The sequence below is a fragment of the Dermacoccus sp. PAMC28757 genome, assembly GCF_014302635.1.
Taxonomy (GTDB): domain Bacteria; phylum Actinomycetota; class Actinomycetes; order Actinomycetales; family Dermatophilaceae; genus Dermacoccus; species Dermacoccus abyssi.
In genome coordinates this window covers 286,866-306,054 of record NZ_CP060292.1, presented here as the reverse complement: position 1 = coordinate 306,054, position 19,189 = coordinate 286,866, and the positions used below count along the sequence as shown (strand labels likewise).

Sequence of the window (19,189 nt, the reverse complement as noted above, 5' to 3'; positions counted from 1 at the left end):
TGAGACTCGCCGCTCACCCCTCGAAATCCGCGGCGGCGCAAGGAAAAAGTGACGCGCGGGTAGTGCTTCGCAGGTCGTTTGGTCGGGTACCGTCATCATCTGTGGCGTGACCTGCGTCACAAGATCCCGACGAGGTGGTACGGCGCATCAACCGTCCACCACCGAACGCGGGGGTGACGCATCGTTCGCCTCCGCCGAGGAGGAACGATGACGATCTCCGGAGCATCGGAAGGCATCGACGGCGTCACGCACGTCGCAGGCCACAAGCTCGACGGTTTGCCCGACATCACGGACGGCGGCCCGGACATGGTGCAGCTCATTGCACCCGACGGTTCGCGCACGCCGATGTCGAGCGTCAACGAGCCGTACATGGAAGCGCTCAAGGCCATCACGGCCGAAGAGGTGCGCGCCATGTACCGCGACATGGTGCTCGTGCGCCGGTTCGACATCGAGGGCTACAGCCTCCAGCGCCAGGGTGAGCTGGGTCTGTGGCCGCAGCTCCTCGGCCAGGAGGCCGCGCAGGTCGCCGCCGGCCACGCCATGCGTGAGCAGGACTTCGCCTACCCGGGCTACCGCGAGCACGGCGTCGCGTTCTGCCGCGGCATCACGCCCGCGCAGGTCTTCGCCACCTACCGCGGTGTGAGCCACGGTGGCTGGAACCCGGCCGACCACAACTTCGCCACGTTCACCATCGTCATCGGCAACCAGATGCTCAACGCCGCCGGCTACGCCATGGGCGTGCGCCTCGACGGCCTCGTGGGCACCGGAGACGACACGAAGGACACGGCCGTCATCGCGTTCACGGGTGACGGTGGCACGAGCCAGGGTGACTTCAACGAGGCCATGGTCTACGCGGCCGTCAACCACTCGCCGATGGTCTTCTTCATCCAGAACAACGGTTGGGCGATCAGCGAGCCCAACACGCGCCAGTTCATCATTCCGCCGTACAAGCGCGCGGACGGCTTCGGCTTCCCCGGTGTGCGCACCGACGGCAACGACGTGCTCGCCACCTGGGCCGTCACGCGCCGCAGCCTCGACAACGCACGCAGCGGGCTCGGCCCGACGCTCATCGAGGCCTTCACCTATCGCATGGGCGCCCACACGACGTCCGACGACCCGACGCGCTACCGCGAGGACGCGCACGTCGAGGCGTGGAAGGCCAAGGACCCGATCGCGCGTCTGCGCGCCCTGCTCGAGCGTGAGAACCACGCCGACGCGTCGTTCTTCGACGATGTCGACGCCGAGGCGAAGGATCTGGCCGCCGGTTGGCGCCGCTCCTGCGTCGAGATGGCCGACCCGGAGATGACGGCGATGTTCGACCACGCCTACATCGACCTCGACCCGCAGCTGCGCGCGCAGCGCGAGGAGTTCGCCGAGTACCTCGCGTCCTTCGAGGAGGCGAGCGCGTGAGAACGTCGGAGACCGCGGAGAAGGCTCCCGTTCGCGCCAAGAAGCCGCCGAAGCTCTCGCTCGCCCGCGCTCTCAACGCGGCGATGCACGACGCGATGGTGGCCGACGACAAGGTCGTCGTCATCGGTGAGGACGTCGGTGACCTCGGCGGCGTCTTCCGCCTCACCGACGGCCTCAAGCGCGAGTTCGGCGAGCGCGTCATCGACCCACCGCTGGCCGAGTCCGGCATCGTCGGTTCGGCCGTCGGTCTCGCGATGCGCGGCTACCGCCCGATCGTCGAGATCCAGTTCGACGGCTTCGTCTACCCGGCCTTCGACCAGATCGTCAGTCAGGTGAGCAAGCTGCACAACCGCACCGGTGGCGCGGTGAAGCTGCCGATGGTCATCCGCATCCCGTTCGGTGGCGGCATCGGCGCCGTCGAGCACCACAGCGAGTCGAACGAGTCGTACTTCGTGCACACCGCCGGCCTGCGCGTCGTCGTCTGCTCGCGGCCCGTCGACGCGTACTGGATGATGCGCCAGGCCATCGACTCCGACGACCCGGTCGTGTTCTACGAGCCCAAGCGTCGCTACCACGAGCCGAGCCCCGACCAGCTCGATCTCGCAGCCGGCCCGCAGCGCGACCTGTACGAGGCCGAGGTTCTGCGCGAGGGCACCGACCTCACGCTCCTGGCCTACGGCCCGATGGTGCGCACCTGCCTCGACGTGGCCAAGGCCGCCGAGGAGGAGGGACGATCCCTGGAGGTCATCGACCTGCGCACGCTCTCGCCGCTCGACGAGGAGACGATCTGCGAGTCGGTTCGCAAGACCGGTCGCGCCGTCGTCGTCCACGAGGCCGCCCGCACGCTCGGTATGGGCGCCGAGATCGCCGCCATCATCCAGGAGAAGTGCTTCTACTCGCTCGAAGCACCGGTGCAGCGCGTCACGGGATACGACATCCCGTACCCGCCGAGCCGCCACGAGCGCGAGTACCTTCCCGGCCTCGACCGCATCCTCGATGCCGTCGACGCAGCCTTCAGCTTCTAGGAGACACGCCAGTGCCTGTTCTGCAGTTCCCCCTGCCCGATCCCGGTGAGGGCCTCGTCGAGGCCGAGATCGTCACGTGGCACGTCGCCGCGGGCGACACCGTGGAGGTCAACCAGCCCGTCCTCGAGATCGAGACGGCCAAGTCGCTCGTCGAGCTGCCCATCCCGTGGGAGGGCAAGGTCGTCGAGATCCTCGTTCCCGAGGGTGAGACCGTCGAGGTCGGTACGCCGATCGTGACGATCGAGGTCGGCGGCGACGTCGACGTTGCCGAAGCCGAGGCCGCCGTCGACGGTGCTGCCGAGGTCGACGCCTCGACGTCCGAGTCGCCGGCCGAAGAAGCGGCTGGCGACATGCAGGCCTCCGCCGAGGTCGCGCCCCCGGCCGACGACGCTCCGGCGGCCACGGCAGCCGAGGGCGACGAGGAGCCGCAGCAGAAGACCCTCGTCGGGTACGGCCCGACGGCGTCCAGCACGAGCCGCCGCGCCCGTCGCAACCGCCCGGACGCAGGTGAGCGTGCGCTCGCCGCCCCGGCGACGCGCGGTTTCGCGAAGGCGCAGGGCGTCGACATCGACGAGGTGAAGGCCTCGCGCGACGACGGCGTCGTCAGCCGTGACGATGTGTCGGCTGCGGCAGGAGCGTCGACTCCCCGCTACATGCGTCCCGACGCGCCTACGGCGCCGGCTGCCCCGAGCGCGGTCGACGCCGCTGCGGCGGCTCGCTCGACGGCCCCCGAGCGTCCGGTCGTTCCGGCAGCGGCCCCGGCTGCTTCGGGTGGCCTGACGGACGAGCGTCTGCCGATCAAGGGTGTGCGCAAGGTGACGGCCCAGGCGATGGTGAGCAGCGCGTTCACCGCGCCGCACGTCAGCGAGTTCTACACCGTCGACATGACGCGCACGATGGAGTTCGTCAAGGAGTTGCAGCGCGACCGCGAGTTCCGCGACGTCAAGGTGACGCCGAACCTCATCGTCGCGAAGGCGTGCCTCATCGCGATGAAGCGCGAGCCGATGATGAACGCGCTGTGGGACGAGGCGAACGCCGAGATCGTCATGCGCTCCGAGGTGAACCTCGGCATCGCGGCGGCCACGGACCGTGGCCTGCTCGTGCCGAACATCAAGGACGCCGGACGCTTCGGGCTGCTCGACCTGGCGCGGGAGATGGCGAAGCTCATCGACATTGCCCGTCACGGCAAGCCGAGCCCGGCCATCCTCAACGGCGGCACGTTCACGATCAGCAACATCGGCGTCTTCGGAGTCGACGCCGGAACGCCGATCATCAAGCCCGGTGAGAGCGGCATCCTGGCCATCGGCGCGGTGCGTCCGATGCCGTGGGTCGTCACGAACGACGCCGGTGAGCAGGACATCGCGATCCGCCAGGTGGCCCAGCTCTCGCTGAGCTTCGACCACCGCCTCATCGACGGCGACGTCGGCTCGCGCTTCCTCTCGACGGTCGGCCAAATCCTCGAGAACCCCGCGAAGGGCATTGCCTGGGCCTGACGCCGCCCGTGTGGCAGGGCGGGGACTACGCTCGGGGCGGGCCGCAGTCAGGCGGCCCGCAGGGCGGAGATGGGAAGCCGATGCGTGATCAGTGGGTCAAGCAGCTGAGGTTCCGGCACGCGGGGCAGGTCGTTGTCGCCGCATTCGCGGCAGCGGTCGCGGTCGGCACGGCGTTGCTCATGCTGCCGATCGCCACCACGGCGCCAGGCTCTGCGCCCGTCGTCACCGCTGTGTTCCACGCGACGAGCGCCGTATGCGTCACCGGCCTGTCGACCGTTGACACGCCGAACTACTGGACGCCGTTCGGCCAGGTCGTCATCCTCGTCCTCATCCAGATCGGCGGCTTCGGCGTCATGACGCTCGCGTCGCTGCTCGCCATCGTGCTGACGAAGAAGCTCGGGCTGCGCAGCCGCCTCACAGCTGCCAGCGAGACGAAGGCCGAGGGTCTGGGCGACATCCGCAGCGTGCTGTTCGGCGTCGTGCGCGTGACGTGCACCGTCGAGATCCTCGTCGCGACAGCCCTGACTCTGCGATGGTGGCTCGGCTACGGCCATTCGTTCGGCCGTGCCGCGTACCTCGGTGTCTTCCACGCCGTTTCGGCGTTCAACAACGCCGGTTTCGCGCTGTTCAGCGACAATCTCATGAGTTACGCGCGTGACGTGTGGATCATTGCGCCCATCAGCGCCGCGATAATCCTCGGTGGGCTCGGGTTCCCGGTCATTATGGAGGTGATCCGGGTCCGCAGGCGGCGCCGTTGGAGCCTGCACACGAAGATCACCCTCCTGATGTCGACGTCGTTGCTGCTCATCGGCGCCGTCGTGATCACCGCAGTGGAGTGGAGTAACCCGAAAACGCTCGGCCAGATGGGCCTCGGCGAGAAGCTCCTCGTGGGCACGTTCCACAGCGTCTCGCCGCGCACCGCGGGATTCAACGCGTGGGATTACGGCCAGGTCGACGAGGGCACCCTCTTGTCGACGATCATCCTGATGTTCATCGGTGGAGGATCCGCCGGCACTGCGGGCGGCATCAAGGTGACGACGTTCTTCCTCCTGTTCGTCGGCATCGTCGCCGAGATGCGCGGGGAGACGCATGCGACGATCTTCGAGCGGCGCATCGCCGATCGCACGATGCGTCAGGCGCTCAACGTCGCCCTCATCGGCATCGCGGCCGTCGTCGCCTCGACCCTGATCCTCACGCAGATATCCGACATTCGCCTCGCCGAGTTGCTGTTCGAGTCGACGTCAGCGTTCGCGACGGTCGGGTTGTCGACCGGTGTCACGGCCAAGCTGCCGGATGCCGGTCAGCTGCTGCTCGTCGCGCTCATGTTCTTGGGGCGCCTCGGGCCGATCACCCTCGTCTCTGCGTTGGCGCTGCGCGAGAGCACACGCCGCTACACCTACCCGGAGGGGCGCCCGCTCATCGGCTGAGCGACCCACGCGCCGGACGTCAGTCGTCGGTCTCCCGGGCGGCCAGCTCGCGCATCGCTCCGGCCAGGCGGGCGTACTCGTGGCGCTTGGCCCACTCGGCCCTGTTGGCCTGCGACTTCTTCGCATTGCGGCGCGCCCCCACACCCCAGACGACGGCCAGGACGATGGGGAACCAGACCTTCGGATGGTCGAGCAGCCACACCACCCAGCCGGGCGGAGTCCAGTCCGGCCACGGGATGCTCGGCAGACTCGGCCACGGAATGTCGGGCCAGTTGATGTTGGGCAGATCGGGCCACGGGATGCTCGGCAGCGAGATGTTGGGCCAGTCGATGTCGGGCACGAGCGGCGCGAGCAACTCGACGATCCACGCAATGACGGTGGCGATGATCTCCGTGATGACCGGCGCGAGCAGGAGCATCACGATGGCCCATCCGCTTTTGCCGAGCCCGCCGAGCAGCGGGTACACGACGCGCTTCCAGGGGGACGCGTCCATCGCGTCCTGACGACGGGCAGCCGGGGAGTCCTCGGGCGGCTCGAAGGCGACGACCTCGTCCTCGGTCTTGAGGTGGATGTCGGTGAGGTGACGCCCCAGCGGGTCGGCCGTGAGGTCGAAGTACGGCTTCGTCGCGGACGAACTCGAGGTGAACTTGCCGTCCGGCAGCGAGCGCGCCATCGGTGCCTTGCGCGAACCGATGCTCTGGTGGCGCGAGATCGTGCGCCCGTCACGGGTGATGACGAGCCCCTGGCGCTGCCTGCTCGTTCATGCCGAGCATCGGGCGCACCCGACCGGCAAGGCGCCCCAGCCGTCCGTCGGCCTTCTTCGCCGCCGCAGTCTGCGCGAGCGCTCCGGGCGAATCGTCCTCGTCGGGTTCGGGGTAACTCGGGTCGATCTGGCGCAGTTCGTCATGCCATCCGACGTACGCCTCGAAGCGGCCGAGGCCCGGATGGTCCAGGCTCCAGTTCTCCATCTTCGATCCTCATCGCGCTCACGAGTGGTCGGCGTGCGCCGACATTCCATCACACGCAAACGCCCGCCCCGGCAGAGCCGGAGCGGGCATTTCAGGTGACGTCGTTCAGTCGTCCGATCGACGGTGACGCGGGGTCTTGTGCGCGACGTCCTCGCCCTGCTCGCGAAGTTCCACACGAACCTCGGCGTCGCGGACGGCCTCCGGGACGGGCTGACCGTCCGCGGCGATCTCCTCCATCGTCGGCGCTGCGCACCACGCGGAGCCCGTACCGACGACCTCCTCGGCCGGCGAGGTGCCACTGACGTGACCGTCGGCAGCGCGAGTGGTGGCGGGAGCCTCGCTATCGTCGACGCCGCCCACGCTCGCAGCAGCAGCGGCGGCCTCGCCCTCGGCCTTCGACTTGGCCGCAGCAGCGGCCGCCATGCCGGACTGCGTGCGCAGCTCGATCTTCGGCAGGAGCAGCAGCACGAGGAAGCCGAGGACGGAAATGCCCATCGCCGTGAGGAAGACGTGGTCCATGGCGTCCGCGAAGCCCGCCTCGAACGGGTGCGCGATGGCCTTCGGCAGACGCGAGATGACGGACGAGTCCTCACTCACCGAGTTGAGCGCGCCGCCACCGCCCTTCGGGTTCGCGAGACCCTGGACGATGCCGTAGGCCTCCTTGTCGGCCATGAGCGTCTTGTCGCCGAGCGCGGTCTGCAGAGCCTGCTTGAACTCCGGCGTCGCGGCGGCCGCCGTCATGTTCTCCTTGATGCGGTCGCCGACCGTCGAGAACAGCATCGACAGGAAGACGGCGACACCGATGGTTCCACCCATCTGGCGGAAGAACGTCGCGGACGACGTGGCCATACCGATCTCGCGCGGCGACACGGCGTTCTGCACGATGAGCGTCAGCGCCTGCATGCAGTTACCGAGGCCGAGGCCGACGAGGAGCATGAACGCCATGACGACCCACAGCTCGGAGTCGGCGGTGATGTGCGACAGCGCGAACATGCCGATCGACAGCAGGGCCGTACCGATGATCGGGAAGATGCGGATGACGCCGGTGCGCGCCGTGATCTGACCCGAAATGATCGAGGCCGACATCATGCCGAGCACGAGCGGAAGCATCATGAGGCCGGACTTCATCGGCGACGCGCCGTGCACGATCTGCATGTAGAGCGGCAGCATCATCATGGCGCCGAACATCGCCATGCCGATGATGATCGAACCGACGATCGTCACCGAGATGGCGCGGCTCTTGAAGATGCGCAGCGGGATGAGCGCGTCGTCCTTCATGCGCGCCTCGACGGCGATGAACAGCAGGATGCCGATGATGCCGATGACGAAGCAGGCGATCGACTTCGTCGAGTCCCAGCCCCACGTGCGGCCCTGCTCGGCCACCGTCAGGAGCGGCACGAGGCCGATGACGAGCGCAGCCGCGCCCAGGTAGTCGACGCGAGCCTCGCGGCGCTCGTGGTGCAGGTGCAGCGTGCGCGCCACGAGCAAGAACGCGACGACGCCGAGCGGCACGTTGATGAGGAAGACCCAGCGCCAGCCCGTCAGGCCGAGGATGGAGCTCTGCTCGGCGAAGAAGCCGCCGATGACCGGGCCGAGCACCGACGTCGTACCGAAGACGGCGAGGAAGTAGCCCTGGTACTTGGCGCGCTCACGCGGCGGCAGGATGTCGCCGATGATGGCGAGAGCCAGCGACATGAGGCCGCCGGCGCCGATGCCCTGGATCGCACGGAACGCGGCGAGCTGGTACATCGTGTCCGCGAACGAACAGGCGAGCGAGCCGATGATGAACGTGACGATGGCGAACAGGTAGAACGGGCGACGCCCGAACATGTCCGACAGCTTGCCGTACAGCGGCGTCGCGATCGTCGAGGTGATGAGGTAGGCCGTCGTCACCCACGCCTGCGCGGACAGCCCGTGCAGGTCGTCACCGATGGTGCGGATCGCGGTGGAGACGATGGTCTGGTCGAGGGCGGCGAGGAACATGCCCATGAGCAGCCCGTAGAGGATGCGCATGATCTGCGCGTGGGTGAATTCGCCGGCTGCGGGCGCGGGGGCCGGCGGCGCTGCGGGTGACGTCACGTGTCGTTCCTTCGTGAGGAGTCGGTGGTGGGGGAGGCGGTGTCGGCCGCGGGCGCCACGTAGGCGTCGAGCGAGTCCGAGAACTTGGTGAGGAGCCGTTCGAACTCGAGCGCTTCGTCGCTGCTCCAGTCGGACAGGAGCGACTGCACCCAGCGGGCGCGGCGCTCTCGCATGTCCTCGATGAGGGCGGTGCCTTCGTCGGTGAGGCTGACGAGCTGGGCTCGCCCGTCCTCGGGATCCTGGATCTTGGCCACGAGGCCGCCTCCGGAGAGGGCGCTCACCTGACGGCTGACGGTCGAGACATCCGAGTGGATGACCTCGGCGAGTGCGGAGACGCGCAGCGGCTCGGCCGCGAGGGCGTAGAGCAGCGGGATCGACCCTTGTTCGGCGTGGGGGTGGGGGCGTGGGAGGCGACGCTTGTGCGCGCTGAGCGCTTTGAACGTGCCCACGAGCGACGTGGCGATTTCGCGCGCCACGGCTCGGTCGACGGTCATGGTGTCCTTCGCGGGGTGGGTGGTGCCGCGTCGGACGACGGGCGTTCCTTGGCGCGAACAACTATATGTTTGGTTGTGCCATACAAGCAAACCGTGGCGCCCGCGTGGCCGTGACCGGCTTGTCGGGGCCGGACTGTAGGCTTGGAACCATGTCGACGAACGCCCCCGAAACGCCCCGTGCCGGCTCTGCTGCGTCCACGTCGCGGGGGTCGGCTTCGGGGGTCAGCGGCCCTCAGGTTCTCCTCGTCGTCCTCTGCGTCGCGGTCGTCGTGGCTGCGGCCACCATCGTCTTCACCGGCGCGAGCAAGGCCCAGCAGCTTCTCGACTCGGGTGCGCTCGTGCGCTGGGGCATCGCCGTGTTCAAGCCGGTCGCGGACGTCGCGATGGCGGCCACGATCGGACTCGCCGCGCTCGGTGCCTTCGTCGTGCCCGAGGGCAGCAAGACCGCTCGTGTTGCTCGGGCCGGACGCTGGGCCGCCATCAGCGCCACGCTGTGGTTCGCATCGCTCGTCGTCGTCAGCTTCCTCTCCTACGGCGACCTCGCCGGTTTGCCCGTGAGCAGCCCCGGGTACGTGGGGCAGTGGTGGAGCAACACCTGGCAGATCGAGCTGCTACGCAACCCCGCCCTGACAGCGCTCGCGGCCCTCGTCATCGCGCTCGTGTGTTGGTGGAGCGCCACCCGCGTCACGCTCGCCTGGATGACGGGGCTCGGTTTCCTCGCACTGTGGCCCATTGCGCTCAGCGGGCACGCGGCCGGATCGACCGATCACGAGACGGCCGTCGACTCGCTCATCCTGCACATCGCGCCGGTCGCCGCGTGGGTCGGCGGCATCATCGCGCTCGGCGTGATGTGGCCGCGCCTCGGCAAGGGAGCCGCGGCGTCGGTGCGCCGTTTCTCGGCCGTCGCCACGTGGTGCATCGGCCTCGTCGGTCTGTCGGGTGTTCTCGCTTCGACCCTGCGCGTGCACGAGATCGGCGAGTACTTCTCGACGCGCTACGGCCTCGTCATCGTGGCCAAGGCCGTGTGTCTTCTCGTGCTCGGCATCATCGGTTGGCAGCAGCGCCGCCGCGTCGTCGCCGTCCTCGAACGTGACGCCTCGGACAAGCCGAGCAAGGCCCTGTTCGCACGCCTCGCGTTCGTCGAGGCTCTCGTCATGGGTGGCGCGATGGGCCTCGCCGCCGCCCTGGCCCGCTCCGCCCCGCCGGTCGGTGAGGTGACGGAGAGCTCCGACCGCATCGTCAACCTCACGGGCTACGCGGCACCGCCGCCGCTCTCGGTCGAGAACTTCTTCGGCCAGTGGCGCATCGAGTGGCTGTTCACGGTCGTCGCGGTCGTCGCCATCGTCCAGTACGTGCGGTGGGCCGAGCGGCTGCGCCGCCGCGGTGACGCCTGGCCGATCCACCGCACCATCCTGTGGGTGGTCGCCTGGCTCGTCTTCCTCGTCACGGTCAACGGCGGAGCCGGCGTCTACGGGCGCGTCATGATGAGCGTCCACATGGCCGGCCACATGGTCATCTCGATGACGGTGCCCGTCCTCCTCGTCATGGCTGCTCCCGTGACGCTCATGCTGCGCGCCTGGGCGAAGCGCAAGGACGGCACGCGTGGCCCGCGTGAGGTGCTGCTTTCGGTCGTCCACAGCCGCTACCTCAACGTGGTGGCGAACCCGGCCGTCGCGGCGGCGCTGTTCTTCGTGAGCCTGTTGGCGTTCTACTACACGCCGCTGTTCGAACTGGCGCTCACGACGCACACCGGCCACATCCTCATGAACGTCCACTTCCTCGTGAGCGGTTACCTCTTCGCGTGGTCGCTCATCGGCATCGACCCGGGCCCCAAGAAGTGGCCCGCACCGCTGCGCCTGCTCGTGCTCCTCATCACCATCACGTTCCACGCGTTCTTCGGTGTCGCGATGATGACCGGCGACACGCTGCTCGCCCCGGGGTTCTTCGAGCAGCTCGGCTTCGTCGACAACCCGCTACGCGACCAGCAGGCCGCGGGAACCATCACGTGGGGTTCGGGTGAGGGCCCGACGTTCCTGCTGGCCATGATCGTGGCGTCCCAGTGGTACCGCTCCGACCGCATCGAGGGTGAGCGTGCCGAGCGTCAGGCCGAAAGGGACGACGACGCCGAACTTCGCGCCTACAACGAGTACCTCGCGGCGCGCGGTGGACGCCCCGCTTCGGGGGTGGAGCGTGACGGCGCCTCGTCGGCTACCGTCGAGAACGAAGAGGCCCGTTCGAACTCGTCGACCACGAAGGACTGAGAACATGCGCGTCGCCGTCATTCAGCTCGCCTACACCGACTCGGAGCCGATGGCCGAGCGCATCCACCGCGTTGCCTCGCTCGTCGAGTCGCAGGAGGGCGCCGACCTCGTCGTGCTGCCCGAGCTGTGGAGCGCCGGAGGTTTCGACTACCCGGCGTGGCCCGACAAGGCCCAGGACGTCGAGGGTCCGGTCGCGCAGGCGCTCTCCGAGGCCGCTGCGAACCTCGGGGCGTACGTGCACGCCGGTTCGATCATCGAGAAGTCGGGCGAACCCGGCCCCGAGGGGCGTGGACTGTGGAACACGTCGATGGTGTTCGACCCCGACGGTGAACTCGTCGGCACTTACCGCAAGATCCACCGCTTCGGGTTCGGCAACGGCGAGCCCAAGCTTCTCGAGGCGGGCGAGGATGTCGTCGTGCTCGACCTCGACGAGCCGGCGTCGGAGGACGAAAGCGGCAGCAACAGCGTCAAGGTGGGCCTCGCCACCTGTTACGACCTGCGCTTCCCGGAGCTGTTCCGCAAGCAGGTCGACGAGGGCGCCGAGATCTTCGTCATCCCCGCCGCGTGGCCGGCGGCCCGCGTCGCAGCCTGGCGCACGCTCCTGCAGGCACGGGCCATCGAGAACCAGGTCTTCGTCATCGCCTGCAACACTGCGGGCACGCACGCGAAGACGGAGATGGGTGGCAACTCGGCCGTCATCTCCCCGAGCGGTGAGGTGCTCGCCGAGGCGGGCCGCGGTGAGCGCGTGCTCACGCTCGACATCGACGTGGACGAGGTGCGCGCGGCCCGCGAGAGCTTCCCCGTTCTGTCCGACCGACGCCTGTGAATGGTTGTGTACGAGCGGGACGCCTGAGTCACGCTCGTACACAACCATGAGCGGAGAGATAGCGCTGGATCTGCGCGAAGAAGGGCTCCGGGCTGACACGTAGGGCCAACCGAGGGATACGCATCACGGTGAGTCCGCCCATCGCTATCTCGTTCTGACGCAGCGCGTCGGCCATGGGTACGTCGCCGACGTAGTGGTGCGCGCCGTCTATCTCGACACACAAACGTGCCGCTTCCCACACGACATCGAGGTACATCCGCCCGCGGGGGCCGGGCCCCAGCACTTGCCGATCAGGTATCGGAAGGCCGCGGCGCCGACATTCGGCGACAAAGTCCAGTTCACCCATCGATTCGCTACCTCCGCTGATATCCGCAATCACGTCGCGGATGAAAGCGCGGCGTCGAAGTTTGGGAAGCAGGTCCAGCGCCTGCGTCATCCGGGGTGCGTGAACCAGCCGTTGCTGGACGCTCATGGACAGAAGTGCCGCGGCCTGACGGTCTGTCTCGGCCCACGCCGCCGCGCGCACGGCTGCGATGGCTTCGTGGGCGCGCGGTATGGGGTGGGGCCAGCGCAACGGCGTGACGGTGACGCGGTGGTGTCGAACCTCTGGCGTGGAGCGAGCCGAGGCGGTGGCGGGCATGGCCAGGTCGATGCAGTTCGACCGCCACCCGCTCAAGCCGGCGAGGAGAAGTGCACTCACCCCGTCTGCCCAGGCTGTTGGAGCGGCGTCGAAGGCTGCGGCGACGATGGGCGAGCGGACGTCGTTCCATGCCACGTCGACGACGCGCAGCGAGTGGTGCCCGAGGGGTTCCCACCGGCCGAGGCGGATCTGGGTGCGCACATCGAAGCGGTCGACACCCACGAGGGCGAGACGTCGCCTCGACAGGACGCCGTAGGAGGACGAAGCGAGCTCTCGGCCCAGGGCGGAGACGTCCCGATGTCTGTGAGTCATACGCCCCACTGTCGAAGAAACCGGTGGAGTGCTGCAGGAGCCCTGTGGACAACGCGAATGTTCGAGTATCAGCGTGACCGGGCAGTCTCGCTGATACCCAAACATCGACCGTTAGGGTGTCTCGCATGAAACTTCGCGCCCCCGAACTGACCGGACGCGGCTGGCTCAACACCGGAGGCGACGACGTGCGCCTGGCGGACCTGCGCGGCAAGGTCGTCGTTCTCGACTTCTGGACTTTTTGCTGCGTCAACTGCCTCCACGTCCTGGACGAGCTGCGCCCCCTCGAGGAGAGGTTCGGCGACAAGCTCGTCATCGTCGGGGTGCACTCGCCGAAGTTCGAGCACGAGGCCGACCCGGAGGCGCTCGCGGCCGCCGTCGAGCGGTACGCCGTGCACCACCCGGTGCTCGACGACCCGGACCTCGTGACGTGGCAGGCGTACGCCGCCCGCGCGTGGCCGACGCTCGTCGTCATCGACCCGGAGGGCTACATCGTCGCGTCGATGTCCGGCGAAGGTCACGGCCACGGCCTCACGACGCTCGTCGAGGAACTGCTCGTCGAGCACGAGGCCAAGGGCACCCTGCGCTCCGGCAGCGGCCCGTACGTTCCGCCGCCCGCGCCGAGCACGGCGCTGCGTTTCCCCGGCAAGGTGGCGCGCCTCGCCGACGGCACCGTCGTCGTGAGCGACACCGCGCATCACGAGGTCGTCCACCTCGCGGCCGACGACGAGATCGAGCTTGCACGCTTCGGTGGTGAGGGCGTCTTCAACGAACCCCAGGGCCTGCTCGTCCTCCCGCCGGAGGCGGCCGAGCGCACCGGTGACGACGTGCTCGTCGCCGACAGCGTCAACCACGAGATCAAGGGCATCCGCCTGAGCGACGGGCGCGTGCGCACCCTCGCCGGAACGGGGGAACAGCTGCGCGAGCGCGAAGGCTCCGGGCCGGCGCTCAGGCAGGCGTTGTCGACGCCGTGGGACCTCGCGTGGTGGTACGACCGTGTCGTCGTCGCCATGGCGGGCACACATCAGCTGTGGGTGCTTCACCTCGCCGAGGACCCGGCGGACAACACGGTTGCCGTCCTCGCCGGAACGTCGAACGAGGGCATCCGCGACGGTGCTGCCCACGACGCCTGGTTCGCCCAGCCGAGCGGCCTCGCCACTTCGGCCGACGGTTCGCGCGTGTGGATCGCCGATTCGGAGACATCCGCGCTGCGCAGCATTGCCGTCACCGACGACGGTTTCGAGGTGACGACCCACGTCGGGCAGGGCTTGTTCGACTTCGGGCACGTCGACGGACCGGCCGACGAAGCGCTCCTCCAGCACCCGCTCGGCGTCGCGGAACTGCCGGACGGCTCCGTCGTCGTCGCCGACACCTACAACGGCGCACTACGCCGCTTCGACCCTGCGAAGGGCGAGGTCTCATCGCTCACGACCGGCCTCGCGGAGCCGAGCGACGTCATCGTCGTTCCGGCGACAGGCGACGACCGCGCCCATCTGCTCGTCGTCGAGGCGAACGCCCACCGCCTGACGCCCGTCGCGCTGACGCAGGAAGCACAGCACGTGCGCGGCGATGCGCACCAGACGCAACGACCCGTCACCGAGATCGCGAGTGGCGCAGCGGAACTCGTCGTCACGTTCGAACCGCCTGCGGGGCAGAAGCTCGACATGCGCTGGGGTGACCCGACGATGCTGCAGGTGAGCAGTTCGCCGGAGGCGTTCCTGCGCGAAGGTGCCGGCAAGGGTCAGGGACTCACGCGGTCGCTCGTCATCGACGAGAGCGCCGGCTCGGCGATCCTTCACGTCAGTGTGCGCGCGGCGGCCTGTGACGGCGATCCGGTCACCGGTGAGGTGCCCGAGCACGCCGCGTGTCACCTCTACCAGCAGGACTGGGGCATCCCCGTCATCGTCGTCGACGGAGCGCCGTCGACGCTGACACTCGACCTGCGCGGAGTCTGAGCGCGGACCCGTAGCGCCCTCGGGCGTGCGCCGGGCTCAGACCAGAGGGGCGTAGAAGTAGCTCTGGCGGAAGGAGACCTTGCCGTCGGGCACGAACCGGAAGAGGTCGGCGAACTCGAGCGACGCCTGATCGCCGTTCTTCAGCACGCCCTCGAACGAGCCGCCGACGAAGCCCTCGTCGCCCTCGAGCACGAGCGTGTGGACGCTGTGGCGCCCGCTCTCGATGACGCGCTCACCCTCGTAGAAGGCACGCAGCGCGTCGGCGCCCACCATGTCGGGGTAGCCGGGGGCGGTAGGTGGCATCCGGCGTGAAGATGTCGAGCACTCCCTCGACGTCGGCGGCGTCGACGGCCTCGTAGTAGCGGTGGATGTGGGCCTTCTTGGCTTCACTCATGGCCGGTGCCTCCGTGCGCTGTCGGGTTCGGTGCGACACACGATAGGGGCCGAGTCCGTGAGCCGTGGGTTTCGCACGCGCCGCGCGAACGGCAAGATGGGCGCATGACTTCGGCGCGCGGCACCCTTCACGTCCTCAACGGCCCGAACCTCAACCTGCTCGGCGAGCGTGAGCCCCACATCTACGGGGCCGACACCCTCGGTGACGTCGAGGAGCTGGCTCGCCGCACGGGCGGCGAGCTCGGGTTCGACGTCGAGTGCTTCCAGAGCAACCACGAGGGTGCCCTCGTCGACGAGATCCAGCGCATCCGCCGCACGAGCGTCGGCGTCGTCATCAACGCAGGCGCGTACACGCACACGAGCGTGGCCATCCGAGACGCCCTCGCGAACCTGGAGGCACCGTTCGTCGAGGTGCACATCTCGAACGTCCACGCGCGCGAGCCGTTCCGCCACCACTCGTACCTGAGCGACAAGGCCGCCGCCGTCATCGTCGGTTGCGGTGTGCAGGGGTACGAGTTCGCGGTACGTCGCCTCGATGCCCTCGTTCCGGGTGGGGAGATCGCGGTCTGAGACGAATGCCCTCGCTAGGGTGGAGGCATGTCGCGCACCGTCTTTGTGACCTCGGCCGAAGGCGAGACGGGTAAGTCGACCGTCGCCTACGGCCTCCTCGACCTCCTCTCCCGCCAAGCGGGTCGCATCGCCGTCTTCCGGCCGGTCACGGCCGCGCGCAGGGACAAGGTCGTCGACCTCCTCCTGTCGCACCCGGCCGTCGACCAGAGCTACGAGGACGCCATCGGCGTCACGTACGACGCCCTGCACGACGACGAGCAGGCCGCACTCGGCACGATCCTGCAGCGTCGGGACGCCGTCGCCCAGAACGCCGACGTCGTGCTCGCCCTCGGCAGCGACTTCGCCGACGTCTCCACCGGCCGGGAGGCCGAGTTCAACGCGAAGATCGCCGCGAACCTCGGTGCACCGGTCGTTCTCGTCGTCCACGGGCGCGAGCGCACGCCCGAGGAGATCGAGCAGGTCGCCGTCATGGGTTGCGCGCAGCTTCGCGCCCAGCACGCGGTGCCCGTGGCGCTCGTCGTCAACCGCGCCACGAGCGGTGACACCGACGCCATCCGCGCCGCGCTGGCGCAGGACCCCGAGACCGAGAGCGTGCCCGTCGCCGGCGTCGTGCCCGAGGTGCCCCTGCTCGTCGCGCCGACGATCCAGGCGCTCGCGGACGCGTGCGACGCGACGCTGTGGCGCGGCAACCCCGAGTGGCTGCAGCGCGAGTCGCGTGGGTTCGTCGTCGCCGCCATGTCGCTGCCCAACGTGCTGACGCGCCTCGTCGAGGACGTCACCGTCATCGCTCCCGGTGACCGCTACGACGTGTTGCCCGGCCTCGTGCTCGCCCACCAGTCGGGCACCTTCCCGGGCCTCGCCTCGGTCGTCCTGACCGGCGGCTACCGCCCGCCCGAGAGCGTCCAGCAACTGCTCGACGGCACCGAGCTCGACGTGCCGATCCTCGTGACGAACGACGGTACCTTCGAGACGACGGCGGCGCTCGCGGGCACGCGCAGTGCCCTGTCCTCGGGGAGCCTCGCGAAGAAGCAGACGGCGCTGCGCGTGTTCAGCGAGTCGATCGACGCCGAGCGACTGCTCACCGCGATCGAGGTCGACGAGGCGGCCGTCGTCACGCCGCTCATGTTCGGCCACCGCCTGCTCGACCGCGCGCGCGGCGACCGCAAGCACATCGTGCTGCCCGAGGGTGACGACATCCGCATCCTGCAGGCCGCCGACGAGGTGCTGCGCGCCGGCATCGCCGACCTCACGATCCTCGGCGACGAGAACCGGGTGCGCGGCCTCGCGAGCAGCAAGGGCCTGGACATCCGCGGGGCGCGCATCGTTTCGCCGCAGGACGAGGAACTCGTCGAGAAGTTCGCCACCGAGTACGCGGAGCTTCGCAAGCACAAGGGGCTGGAGCTCGAGAAGGCCCGCGAGATCGTTCAGGACGTGTCGTACTTCGGCACCATGATGGTGCACCTCGGGCTCGCCGACGGCATGGTCTCGGGTGCCGCGCACACGACGGCGCACACGATCAAGCCGAGCTTCGAGATCATCAAGACGGCTCCGGACGCGAAGATCGTCTCGAGCGTCTTCCTTATGGCGCTCGCCGATCGCGTGCTCGTCTACGGCGACTGCGCGGTCAACCCCGACCCGAGCGCCGAGGAACTCGCCGACATCGCCATCAGTTCGGCGCGTACCGCCGAGGCGTTCGGCGTCGATCCGCGCGTTGCGATGCTGTCCTACTCCACCGGCACGTCCGGCAGCGGTGCCGACGTCGAGAAGGTACGCAGCGCAACAGAACTCGTGCGCGAGCGGGCGCCTAAGCTGCTCGTCGACGGGCCGATCCAGTACGACGCGGCCGTCGAACCGAGCGTCGCGCGCTCGAAGATGCCCGACTCGCCGGTGGCCGGACGCGCGACGGTGCTCGTCTTCCCCGACCTCAACACGGGCAACAACACGTACAAGGCCGTGCAGCGCTCCGCGGGCGCCGTTGCCATCGGACCGGTGTTGCAGGGGCTCAACAAGCCGGTCAACGACCTGTCGCGTGGTGCGCTCGTCGAGGACATCGTCAACACGATCGCCATCACCGCCGTCCAGGCGCAGAAGGAAGCACGATGACCCAGCGCGACGGCAACGTCCTCGTTCTCAACGCCGGATCCAGTTCGCTCAAGTACCAGATCGTCGACCCCACCACCGGCGAGCACCTCGTCAAGGGTCTGATCGAGCGGATCGGGCACGACAACGCGACGATCACGCACGAGTACGACGGAGAGAAGACCCACCGCGAGGTGGCGATCGCCGACCACGCCGTCGCGCTCGAGCAGATGACGGACGTCATGAGCGAGACCGGTCTCGCACTGGCGGACGCGGGCGTCGTCGCCGTCGGTCACCGCGTCGTCCACGGCGGGCGAAACTTCTCCGACCCCGTGCTCGTCGACGAGCGGGTGCTCGCCGAGATCAAGCGCCTCGGCACCCTCGCGCCGCTGCACAACCCCGCGAACGCGACGGGAATCGAGGCGGCACAGCGCATCCTTCCCGACCACGCCCACGTCGCCGTGTTCGACACCGGCTTCTTCGCGACGCTACCGCCCGCGGCGTACACCTACGCCATCGACGCCGCGCTCGCCAAGGAGCACGCCCTGCGTCGGTACGGCTTCCACGGCACGTCACACGAGTACGTGTCGGCGCGGGTGCCGGAACTGCTCGGCGCCGATCCGGCCTCCCTCAAGCAGATCGTCTGCCACCTCGGCAACGGTGCCTCGATGTCGGCCATCGACGGCGGTCGTGCCGTGGAGACGTCGATGGGTGTGACGCCGCTGGAGGGCCTCGTCATGGGCACGCGCGGCGGCGACATCGACCCCGGTGCCGTGTTGCACCTCAACCGCGTCGCGGGGCTCGGCGTCGACGAGATCGACACCCTCCTCAACAGGGGCTCGGGCATCCTCGGCATGGCCGGTGCGACCGACTTCCGCGACCTCATGGAGCGCGTCGAGGCGGGTGACGAGACGGCGACGCTCGCGTTCGACGTTTACGTGCACCGCCTCGTCAAGTACATCGGCGCCTACACATCGGTTCTCGGTGGCGTCGACGCCGTGACGTTCACCGCCGGCGTCGGCGAGAACAACGCCGCGGTCCGGGCCGCCGTCTGCGAGCGTCTCGCATGGCTCGGCGTCGAGCTCGGCGAGGCCGCGAACGAGGTGCGCAGCGACAACCCGCGCGTCGTCTCGACTCCCGCCTCGAAGGTGGCCGTCTGCGTCGTGCCGACGAACGAGGAACTCGCCATCGCTCAGCACACCGTGGCCGTCATCGACTGAGCACCGTAGTGCCCGACCGGAGTCGTGCACAGCGATGTCA

The 19,189-nt window shown here is 68.8% G+C and carries 17 protein-coding genes; 10 read left to right on the top strand and 7 right to left on the bottom strand.

Going from position 1 to position 19,189, the window contains the following annotated elements; all coding sequences use genetic code 11:
- The first annotated feature begins 207 nt into the window (after positions 1 to 207).
- The 4 genes from H7F30_RS01405 (at position 208) to H7F30_RS01390 (ending at position 5,355) form a co-directional block, all read left to right on the top strand.
- Positions 208 to 1,410, top strand: a complete 1,203-nt coding sequence (locus tag H7F30_RS01405) for a thiamine pyrophosphate-dependent dehydrogenase E1 component subunit alpha (protein ID WP_187036242.1) — start codon at positions 208 to 210, stop codon at positions 1,408 to 1,410.
- Positions 1,407 to 2,435, top strand: coding sequence for an alpha-ketoacid dehydrogenase subunit beta (locus H7F30_RS01400; RefSeq protein ID WP_187036241.1), 1,029 nt, complete (start codon positions 1,407 to 1,409; stop codon positions 2,433 to 2,435). The genes H7F30_RS01405 and H7F30_RS01400 overlap by 4 nt, the downstream gene beginning before the upstream one ends.
- A gap of 11 nt (positions 2,436 to 2,446) precedes the next feature.
- Positions 2,447 to 3,928 carry a dihydrolipoamide acetyltransferase family protein gene (locus tag H7F30_RS01395; protein WP_187036239.1) on the top strand — a complete coding sequence of 494 codons (1,482 nt, stop codon included), beginning with the start codon at positions 2,447 to 2,449 and terminating at the stop codon, positions 3,926 to 3,928.
- An 80-nt stretch (positions 3,929 to 4,008) separates the two neighbouring features.
- The gene (locus H7F30_RS01390) at positions 4,009 to 5,355 is read left to right on the top strand and encodes a TrkH family potassium uptake protein (RefSeq protein WP_187036237.1); all 1,347 of its coding nucleotides are present in this window, start codon (positions 4,009 to 4,011) and stop codon (positions 5,353 to 5,355) included.
- A gap of 19 nt (positions 5,356 to 5,374) precedes the next feature.
- On the opposite strand, the gene H7F30_RS01385 is transcribed toward H7F30_RS01390, so the two are convergent.
- From H7F30_RS01385 to H7F30_RS01370, 4 genes are all read right to left on the bottom strand, one after another.
- Positions 5,375 to 6,028 (bottom strand): hypothetical protein, encoded by a 654-nt coding sequence (locus H7F30_RS01385; protein ID WP_187036234.1) that lies wholly within the window; start codon positions 6,026 to 6,028, stop codon positions 5,375 to 5,377.
- A 49-nt stretch (positions 6,029 to 6,077) separates the two neighbouring features.
- Entirely contained in the window at positions 6,078 to 6,323 is a 246-nt protein-coding gene (locus tag H7F30_RS01380) for a hypothetical protein (protein WP_187036232.1), read from the bottom strand.
- A 105-nt stretch (positions 6,324 to 6,428) separates the two neighbouring features.
- Positions 6,429 to 8,402: an MDR family MFS transporter gene (locus tag H7F30_RS01375; protein ID WP_304511093.1), complete on the bottom strand. Its 1,974-nt coding sequence runs from the start codon at positions 8,400 to 8,402 to the stop codon at positions 6,429 to 6,431.
- The gene (locus tag H7F30_RS01370) at positions 8,399 to 8,896 is read right to left on the bottom strand and encodes a MarR family winged helix-turn-helix transcriptional regulator (RefSeq protein WP_047310625.1); all 498 of its coding nucleotides are present in this window, start codon (positions 8,894 to 8,896) and stop codon (positions 8,399 to 8,401) included. Before H7F30_RS01370 ends, H7F30_RS01375 begins: the two co-directional genes overlap by 4 nt.
- A gap of 149 nt (positions 8,897 to 9,045) precedes the next feature.
- On the opposite strand from H7F30_RS01370, the gene H7F30_RS01365 reads away from it, so the two are divergent.
- Together H7F30_RS01365 and H7F30_RS01360 are read left to right on the top strand one after the other, a co-directional pair.
- Positions 9,046 to 11,157: a cytochrome c oxidase assembly protein gene (locus tag H7F30_RS01365; protein WP_187036231.1), complete on the top strand. Its 2,112-nt coding sequence runs from the start codon at positions 9,046 to 9,048 to the stop codon at positions 11,155 to 11,157.
- Between the two features lie 4 nt (positions 11,158 to 11,161).
- Positions 11,162 to 11,983: a carbon-nitrogen family hydrolase gene (locus H7F30_RS01360; protein ID WP_187036229.1), complete on the top strand. Its 822-nt coding sequence runs from the start codon at positions 11,162 to 11,164 to the stop codon at positions 11,981 to 11,983.
- Between the two features lie 28 nt (positions 11,984 to 12,011).
- On the opposite strand, the gene H7F30_RS01355 is transcribed toward H7F30_RS01360, so the two are convergent.
- Complete coding sequence (locus H7F30_RS01355; protein WP_165357972.1) at positions 12,012 to 12,845, bottom strand: DUF559 domain-containing protein; 834 nt, start codon at positions 12,843 to 12,845, stop codon at positions 12,012 to 12,014.
- Positions 12,846 to 13,060: 215 nt separating this feature from the next.
- Here H7F30_RS01355 and H7F30_RS01350 point away from each other — a divergent pair, with 215 nt between their 5' ends.
- A complete protein-coding gene (locus tag H7F30_RS01350; RefSeq protein WP_129666475.1) occupies positions 13,061 to 14,887 on the top strand; it encodes an NHL domain-containing thioredoxin family protein in 1,827 nt (608 codons plus the stop codon).
- A gap of 36 nt (positions 14,888 to 14,923) precedes the next feature.
- On the opposite strand, the gene H7F30_RS01345 is transcribed toward H7F30_RS01350, so the two are convergent.
- Both H7F30_RS01345 and H7F30_RS14830 read right to left on the bottom strand, forming a co-directional pair.
- Positions 14,924 to 15,157 carry a nuclear transport factor 2 family protein gene (locus H7F30_RS01345; protein ID WP_255464918.1) on the bottom strand — a complete coding sequence of 78 codons (234 nt, stop codon included), beginning with the start codon at positions 15,155 to 15,157 and terminating at the stop codon, positions 14,924 to 14,926.
- Entirely contained in the window at positions 15,120 to 15,281 is a 162-nt protein-coding gene (locus tag H7F30_RS14830) for a hypothetical protein (RefSeq protein ID WP_255464917.1), read from the bottom strand. Before H7F30_RS14830 ends, H7F30_RS01345 begins: the two co-directional genes overlap by 38 nt.
- Positions 15,282 to 15,385: 104 nt before the next feature.
- On the opposite strand from H7F30_RS14830, the gene aroQ reads away from it, so the two are divergent.
- From aroQ to H7F30_RS01330, 3 genes are read left to right on the top strand one after another with little or no spacing between them, the layout of a single operon-like run.
- A complete protein-coding gene (gene aroQ, locus H7F30_RS01340; protein WP_129666479.1) occupies positions 15,386 to 15,850 on the top strand; it encodes a type II 3-dehydroquinate dehydratase in 465 nt (154 codons plus the stop codon).
- A 27-nt stretch (positions 15,851 to 15,877) separates the two neighbouring features.
- A complete protein-coding gene (gene pta / locus H7F30_RS01335; RefSeq protein WP_187036227.1) occupies positions 15,878 to 17,953 on the top strand; it encodes a phosphate acetyltransferase in 2,076 nt (691 codons plus the stop codon).
- Positions 17,950 to 19,149, top strand: coding sequence for an acetate/propionate family kinase (locus H7F30_RS01330; protein ID WP_187036226.1), 1,200 nt, complete (start codon positions 17,950 to 17,952; stop codon positions 19,147 to 19,149). Before pta ends, H7F30_RS01330 begins: the two co-directional genes overlap by 4 nt.
- The last annotated feature ends 40 nt before the right edge of the window (positions 19,150 to 19,189 follow it).